7 protein-coding genes and 1 rRNA gene are annotated in these 7,485 nt (G+C 75.2%); all 8 read left to right on the top strand.

Annotated elements, in window-relative coordinates; translation table 11 throughout:
* The first annotated feature begins 169 nt into the window (after positions 1–169).
* A 5S ribosomal RNA gene (gene rrf, locus MHY29_RS10310) occupies positions 170–286 on the top strand.
* A 506-nt stretch (positions 287–792) separates the two neighbouring features.
* Positions 793–1,629 carry a hypothetical protein gene (locus MHY29_RS10315; protein WP_239240996.1) on the top strand — a complete coding sequence of 279 codons (837 nt, stop codon included), beginning with the start codon at positions 793–795 and terminating at the stop codon, positions 1,627–1,629.
* The gene (locus MHY29_RS10320; protein ID WP_239240999.1) at positions 1,626–2,468 is read left to right on the top strand and encodes an HAD-IIA family hydrolase; all 843 of its coding nucleotides are present in this window, start codon (positions 1,626–1,628) and stop codon (positions 2,466–2,468) included. The genes MHY29_RS10315 and MHY29_RS10320 overlap by 4 nt, the downstream gene beginning before the upstream one ends.
* Positions 2,461–3,300 carry a TlyA family RNA methyltransferase gene (locus tag MHY29_RS10325; RefSeq protein WP_239241002.1) on the top strand — a complete coding sequence of 280 codons (840 nt, stop codon included), beginning with the start codon at positions 2,461–2,463 and terminating at the stop codon, positions 3,298–3,300. The genes MHY29_RS10320 and MHY29_RS10325 overlap by 8 nt, the downstream gene beginning before the upstream one ends.
* A 123-nt stretch (positions 3,301–3,423) precedes the next feature.
* The gene (locus MHY29_RS10330) at positions 3,424–4,515 is read left to right on the top strand and encodes an NAD kinase (protein ID WP_239241005.1); all 1,092 of its coding nucleotides are present in this window, start codon (positions 3,424–3,426) and stop codon (positions 4,513–4,515) included.
* A complete protein-coding gene (gene recN, locus MHY29_RS10335; RefSeq protein ID WP_239241008.1) occupies positions 4,512–6,254 on the top strand; it encodes a DNA repair protein RecN in 1,743 nt (580 codons plus the stop codon). The genes MHY29_RS10330 and recN overlap by 4 nt, the downstream gene beginning before the upstream one ends.
* Positions 6,255–6,445: 191 nt before the next feature.
* Positions 6,446–7,153, top strand: coding sequence for an NUDIX hydrolase (locus MHY29_RS10340; protein WP_239241011.1), 708 nt, complete (start codon positions 6,446–6,448; stop codon positions 7,151–7,153).
* Positions 7,150–7,485, top strand: a 336-nt coding sequence (locus tag MHY29_RS10345) for a site-specific integrase (RefSeq protein ID WP_239241014.1), incomplete at its 3' end; no start/stop codon positions are given. The genes MHY29_RS10340 and MHY29_RS10345, both read left to right, overlap by 4 nt.

The raw sequence follows: 7,485 nt of genomic DNA on the forward strand, positions 1-7,485 counted from the left end.
GGTGTTCGCGTCCACTGTGCGGTTGTCTGATTGCAGCCGGTGCTTTCCTGGTCTTGCCTGTGTGGTAGGGTTGGGGGGTGTTGTTCAAGTGAATATTGCCACTGTCTTGTTTGTGGCTCTCTAGGTTTCCCACGGCATGCTGGTTTGGTGTGTTGGTTGGGGTGAGGGTTACGGCGGTCATAGCGTGGGGGAAACGCCCGGTTCCATTCCGAACCCGGAAGCTAAGGCCCACAGCGCCGATGGTACTGCAGCCGGGAGGTTGTGGGAGAGTAGGTCGCCGCCGGACATTCTTTTGGGTTGAGGCCCCACACCTTCGGGTGTGGGGCCTCCCTGTGTTTTGGGGGGCTTGTGGTGGGGACGGCAGAACGCGACCCACGGCGCAACGAGCCGTCCGCTGACGCTCATCGAAGGCCCGCACGCCCTTCGCCGGTAGGCTGGGGCGGAACATCAAAGCGTCTGCAGGACGCGAATCCGGGGCCACGCCCCCACACACCAGAAGAGTCGGAAGGACATCCCATGGCTGAGCGCTCCGCACGAGAGCCCCGCGACGATCGCCGCGGAGACGGCCACGACGGCACCCGTTCCGGCACCCCGCGAGGTCGGCGAGATGGGGACGGCGGGCGACGTCAGGGGGAGGGGCGTCCGTTCCGTCCGCATCGCGACGGCGAGGGCGCGGGCCGTCCACGCCGCGAGGGTGGTCGGGACGCCGCGGCCCCGCGGCCCGGTCGTCCGGAGCGCGCCCAGCGTGAGCGCCCCGCCCACAGCCCGTCTGATCTCCGCGCCGCGAACAGGGTGGACCAGCAGCGCTCGCCCGACATCGACGGGGACGTGACCGGCAAGGAGCTCGACCGCGGCACCCTGAAGGAGATCGGCGGTCTCGACGAGCGTCCGGCGACCTGGGTCGCCAAGCACCTCGTGATGGCAGGCCGGTACATCGACGAGGACCCGGAGCTCGCCTTCCAGCACGCCCTGGCCGCCTCCCGCAAGGGAGGGCGCCTGGCCCGCGTGCGCGAGGCCGTCGCCCTGACCGCCTACGCCGCGGGGGAGTACCACGAGGCCCTGCGCGAGTTCCGCACCTACCGCCGCATGACCGGGGACGACACACACATCGCGGCGCAGGTCGACAGCGAGCGCGCCCTGGGGCGCCACGAGAAGGCGCTGCAGCTGGCCGACGAGGTCGACACCTCCCGGCTGGACCGCGCGGCGCGCGTGGAGCTCGCGATGGTGGTGTCCGGGGTGCGCGAGGATCTCGGAGACCTGGAGGGCGCCCTCGCCGCACTGAAGATCCCGGAGCTCGACCGACGCCGGGGCTACCCGTTCTCCCCGCGGCTGTTCCAGCGCCAGGCCGACGTGCTCACCGCCCTCGGACGCACCCAGGAGGCCGCCGTGTGGCAACGCTCCGTCCATGTGGCCGAGCGCGCCCTGGGGATCGGTGGCTTCGCCGAGCCCGAGATCGTGGATGTGGAGGTCGAGCCGGCTGAGGACGACCGCCCCGTAAGCGGTCACCGCGAGCGACACACCGGGCCCCGCGTGTCGGACGCCGCCCAGGCGTCCGCGGAGTCCGCCCCCGTCGCCAAGGGATCCGCCGAGGAGCACAGGCAGGCCGCCCCCGCGGAGCGCGAGTCATGACGAATCACGCGGCCTCCACGTTCTTCGGCGGTCACGACGGGCTCCTGTGTGACCTCGACGGCGTCGTCTACGCGGGCGGGGAGTCCATCCCCGGCGCGGTCGAAACTGTGAGCGCCCTCGCGGAGCGGGGAGTGCCCGTCGGGTTCGTCACCAACAACGCCTCGCGACCCCCGGAGGCGGTCGCCGAGCAGCTGCGCCGGTTCGGCCTCGAGGTGTCCCCGTCCCATGTCTTCGGTTCTGCTCCGGCCGGTGTCGACCTCCTCGAGGAGCGGCTGACGGCCGCTGGACACGAGGGCCCGGCGCGGGTTCTCGTGGTCGGCTCGGTCCATTTGGCGGACCTCGTCGCGGCCCGCGGCCACCACGTGGTGGAGACCGCGGCCGAGCGACCGGACGCCGTCCTGCAGGGCTTCGACCCCCGGGTGGACTGGTCGCGTCTCGCCGAGGCGGCCTACGCCGTCAACGCCGGCGCCGACTGGGTGGCCACGAACCTGGACCTCTCCATCCCGCGGGCCGAGGGGGTGGCTCCCGGCAACGGTGCCCTCGCCCTGGCCGTCACGCAGGCGACCGGCGTCATCCCGGTGGCGGCCGGCAAGCCGGAGCCGCGCCTGTTCCACACCGCCGCGGCCGCCCTGGGGCTCCAGGCACCGCTCATGGTGGGGGACAGGCTCGACACCGACATCCGCGGCGGCAACGCCGCCGGCATGGAGACCGTGCTCGTCCTCACCGGCGTGGACTCCCGGCATGCGGCGGGGGAGGCCCCCGAGGAGGACCGCCCCACCTGGATCGTCGACGACATGACCGCCCTCCTGGGTGAGCCCGCGGAGGCGGCGCGTGGGTGAGGCCCGACGGGCCGACGTCGCCCTCGCGGCGGACGGCCTCGCGCGCTCCCGCACGGAGGCCGCGGCCCTCGTCAAGGAGGGCGTCGTCCTGGTGGACGGCACGCCGGTGCGTCGCCCATCCCAGCCCGTGGCGCCGGGGGCGGTCCTGTCCCTCCTGGACCAGGGGCCGCGCTGGGTCTCCCGCGCGGCGCACAAGCTCGTCAGCGCCCTGGAGGCCTTCCCGGTGCCGGTGGCCGGACGACGGGCGCTGGACGCCGGGGCCTCGACCGGCGGCTTCACGCAGGTCCTGCTCGAGCGGGGCGCGGCACGCGTCGCCGCCGTCGACGTCGGCCACGGCCAGCTGGTGCAGCAGCTGCGCGCCGACCCCCGCGTCCTGGTCCGCGAGGGGCTGAACGTCCGCGACCTCACCGCGACGGACGTCGAGGGGTCGGTCGACCTCGTGGTCTCCGACCTGTCCTTCATCTCCCTGCGCCTCGTCCTCGACGCGCTCGCCGGGGTGTGCCGGCCGGACGCCGACCTGCTGCTGATGGTCAAGCCCCAGTTCGAGGTGGGCCGTGCGGCCCTGCCCCGGACCGGCGTCGTGACGGATCCCCGGGCGCGTTGCTCGGCCGTGGAGGGCGTGGTGGCGGCCGCGCTCGGGACCGGCCTCGCGGCCCGCGGGGTCGCACGCTCCGGCCTGCCCGGCCAGGACGGCAACGTGGAGTTCTTCCTGCACCTGCGGGCCCCCGCCGCCCCCCGCGACGGTGGAGCGGTCGCCGGGGATGCGGACGAGGACGAGCGCCGTCGCCGCGCGGCCGCCCTGGTCGCCGCCGCCGACGTCGACTGGTCCTGACGTCACGGCCCGGTCCCGTCCGCGGCTCCTCCGTGTGGACGGCGCCGCTGTCGTGTCCGCCCCCGTGGCTATCCTGGGACGAGCCGGCCGGAGCCGACCGGCCGACCCCCGCCGGAAGGAACCATGTCCGAGACCCCCTCCCGCCGCGTCCTCGTCCTGGCCCACACGGGCCGCGCCGACGCGATCGCCGCGGCCCTCCAGGCGACGGCCATGCTCGCCGAGGAGGGCCTGGACACCGTCATGCTCGCCGAGGACGTGGCGGCGATCCTGGAGTCGGGGACGGACGCCGTCGGCTTCCGGCCGCTGACGCTGGGCCGGGACTGCACGCTCGACGACGTCCAGCTCGGGCTGGTGCTGGGCGGGGACGGCTCGGTGCTGCGCGCCGCCGACTTCGTCCGCGGCCACGGCATCCCGCTGGTGGCCGTGAACCTCGGGCACGTCGGCTTCCTCGCCGAGTCCGAACGCACCGACCTCCACCGCACCGTGAAGGCGATCGCCGACGGCGCCTACGTCGTGATCGAGCGCATGGCGCTCGACGTCACGGTCCGCGTGGAGGGCCGGGAGGTGGCCCGCACGTGGGCTCTCAACGAGGCGTCCGTGGAGAAGTCCAACCGGGAGCGGATGCTCGAGGTCATCGTCTCCGTGGACGACTCGCCGCTGACCTCCTTCGGCTGTGACGGCGTCGTGCTCGCGTCGCCCACCGGGTCCACCGCCTACGCATTCTCCGCGGGCGGCCCCGTGGTGTGGCCCGGCGTGGAGGCGCTGCTCTGCGTGCCGATCAGCGCCCACGCGCTCTTCTCCCGGCCGCTCGTCGTGGGGCCGCACTCGACCGTCGCCGTGGACGTGCTCACGCGCACCCGGGAGACGGGGGTGCTGTGGTGCGACGGCCGTCGCACCGTGGAGCTGCCCCCGCGTGCCCGCATCGAGGTCACCCGATCCGCCGAACCGGTGCGGCTGGCGCGCCTGCGGCCCACGCCGTTCGCCGAGCGACTCGTCCGCAAGTTCCGCCTCCCCACGGAGGGGTGGCGCGGGCCTGTCACGGAGGCGGACCGGCGCACCGGCCCCCTGGCCGAGGTGGAGACGGTGGAGCCGCGCCACGCGGCGCCGAGACCGGACGTGGTGCCGCCGCCCAGCGAGCCCCTCACCGTCCTCAGCCCCGAGGCCCTGGCCCGCTACCGAGGCCGCGACGGGCGCGAAGGAGACCGGACCTCATGATCGACTGGATGCAGATCACCGGCCTCGGCGTCATCGGCGAGGCCACCGTGGACCTGGACCCCGGCTTCACCGTGGTGACCGGCGAGACCGGCGCCGGCAAGACCATGGTCGTCACCGCGCTGGGGCTGCTGCTGGGCCGGCGCGCCGACGCCGGCGCCGTGCGCCGTGGGTCGCGTCGGGCCGCCGTGGACGCCGGCGTCCGCCTGCCCGCCGACCACCCCGCGCTGAGCCTCGCCGTGGAGGCCGGCGCCGTGCTCGACGACGCCGGCGACGGCTCCGCCGACCTGGTCCTGAGCCGCAGCGTCACCGCCTCCGGCGACGGCACCCGCTCCCGTGCGGGGCTCGGCGGCCGCGCCGTCCCGGTGGGGGTGCTCGCCGAGGTCGGATCCGCGCTGGTGGCCGTGCACGGGCAGAACGACCAGGTCCGCCTCCAGTCCGCCGCGGCACAGCGCCACGCGCTCGACGCCTTCGGCGGCCCCCAGCTCGTCGCCGCTGCGGCCGCCTACCGCGCCGACCACACGGCCTACGTTGCCGCCCGGAGGGAACGGGACCTGCTGGTGGAGCGCCAGCAGGAGCGGGCCCGGGAGGCCGAGGCGCTGCAGCGCGGGCTCGAGGAGATCGACCGGGCCGAGCCGGAGGCGGGGGAGGACGAGACGCTGCGCGCCCTCATCCGGCGCCTGGAGGACGTCGAGGAGCTCCGCGCCGCGGCCGACGGCGGCCACGCCCACCTCGCCGGCCCGGACATCGAGTCCGGCGACGACCTGCCCGGGGCCATCACCCTGGTCGAGTCCGCCCGCGCAGCCGTTCAGGCAGCCCCCGGGCACGACCCCGAGCTCGCCGCCGCGGCCGGGCGACTGGCCGAGGCGTCCGTCATCCTCGGGGACATCGCTGCGGACCTGGCCCGGTTCTCTGCAGACCTGGACGGCGACGCCGTCTCCGACCTCGACGCCGCGCAGACCCGGCTCGCCGAGCTCAGCCGCCTCCAGCGCCTCTACGGTCCGGAGCTGACGGACGTGCTCGCCTGGGCCGAGGCGCAGCGCCCCCGCCTGGAGGAGCTGCAGGGCGACTCTGGGCGCATCGACGAGCTCGAGGCCGACCTCGCCCGCCTGGACGCCTCGCGTCGGGAGCGGGCCGCGGAGCTCACCACCCTGCGCACCGCCGCCGCAGGCCGCCTGGAGCAGGCCGTCACCGCCGAGCTGCACGCACTCTTCATGCCGGACGCCTCCTTCCACGTCTCGCTCGTCCCGCTGGACGACGGCGACCCCGGCCCCCACGGTGCGGAGGACGTCGCCCTTGCGCTGCGCCCGCACGCCGGAGCCGAGCCGCGCCCCCTCGGCCGGGGCGCCTCCGGCGGCGAGCTCTCCCGGGTGATGCTCGCCCTGGAGGTGGTCCTCGCCGAGACCGACCCCGTCCCGACGTTCGTGTTCGACGAGGTCGACGCCGGCGTCGGCGGTGAGGCGGCCGTCAGCATCGGCGCCCGACTCGCGCGCCTGGCCCGCCATGTCCAGGTCATCGCCGTGACCCACCTGCCGCAGGTCGCGGCCTACGCGGACCGGCACGTCCGGGTCGAGAAGAACTCCGACCCCGAGGCCGGGGTGACGACCTCCGACGTCGTCACGCTCGGGCAGCAGGAGCGGGTGGACGAGCTCGCGCGGATGCTCGCCGGGCACGGGGACTCTGCCGCCGCCCGGGCGCACGCCCGCGAGCTGCTGGAGGCGTCGGCGGCCGAGCGGGCCTGACGCCATGCGCCGAGCCCCCGCCGCGTGTGTACGATCGGGACCCGTGGTGCAACGTGACTCCCGCCCCCAGCCGTCCCGCACGGTGCCCCGGCAGAAGCCCGCGCGCGGCGGTGCGGTGCCGACGCCCGGTGCGGTCCTGACGCCCGGTGCGGTCCTGACGTCCTCGACCCTCGTCGTCCCGGAGGACCCCCGTGGCTGAGGTCCCCGCGTCCGCCGGGCGCTCGCCGCTGCGCGACCTCTCCCTGCCGCGGCGGGTGAAGAAGTCCAAGACCGTCTTCGAGGGCCGGGTCTGGGACATCGCCCGCGAGAGCTTCCGCATGGACCCCGACGACAAGGACCAGGAGCCCCTCACGCGCGAGCTGATGGTGCACCCGGGCGCCGTCGCCGTCCTGGCCCTGCGCACGCACCTCACCACCGCCGGCCCCGTCGAGCAGGTGGCGCTGGTCCGCCAGTACCGCCACCCCGTGGGCATGGAGCTCTGGGAGGTCCCCGCCGGGCTGCGCGACGTCGCCGGAGAGCCCCTCGTGGAGACGGCCCGCCGCGAGCTGCGGGAGGAGGCCGACCTCGAGGCCGCCGAGTGGCACACCCTCGCCGACTTCTTCACCACCCCCGGCGGGTCCACGGAGGCCATCCGCGTGTTCCTGGCCCGCCAGGTCAGCGCCGTTCCCGAGGGGGCGCGACACGAACGCGAGGGCGAGGAGGCGTCCATGCCCCTGGCCTGGGTGAACACGGACGAGGTGCTCGACGCCGTCCTCGACGGGCGCATCCACAACCCGTCCACGGTGGTGGCGGTCCTCTCCCTCCACGCGCACCGGGCCCAGGCATGGCGTCGCCTGCGCCCGCCCGACGCCCCGTTCGTCCCCGACCGGCGGGGCCCCGGGGCCGACCGACCCGCGTGAGCGCGTCGTTCGAGCTCCAGCGCGCGCTCGACCGGCACCTGGACCACCTGGCCGTGGAACGGGGCCTGGCCAGCGCAACCCTGGCCGCGTACCGCCGGGACCTGGGCCGATACCTCGCATGGCTGGAGGCCTCCCGGGTGGATCGTCCCGCCGACGTCGACCCCGGGCACGTCGCCGGCTTCCTCTCCGCCCTCGGCACCGGGGACGACGGCGGCCGACCCCTGGGCGCCCGGTCCGCCGCGCGTGTGCTCTCCGCCGTGCGCGGCATGCACCGCTTCTGGGCGCTCGAGGGGCTCACCCCGACCGACCCGGCGGCCGATGTCGCCCCGCCC

The organism is Micrococcus sp. ACRRV (assembly GCF_022346985.1).
Lineage (GTDB): Bacteria > Actinomycetota > Actinomycetes > Actinomycetales > Micrococcaceae > Micrococcus > Micrococcus porci.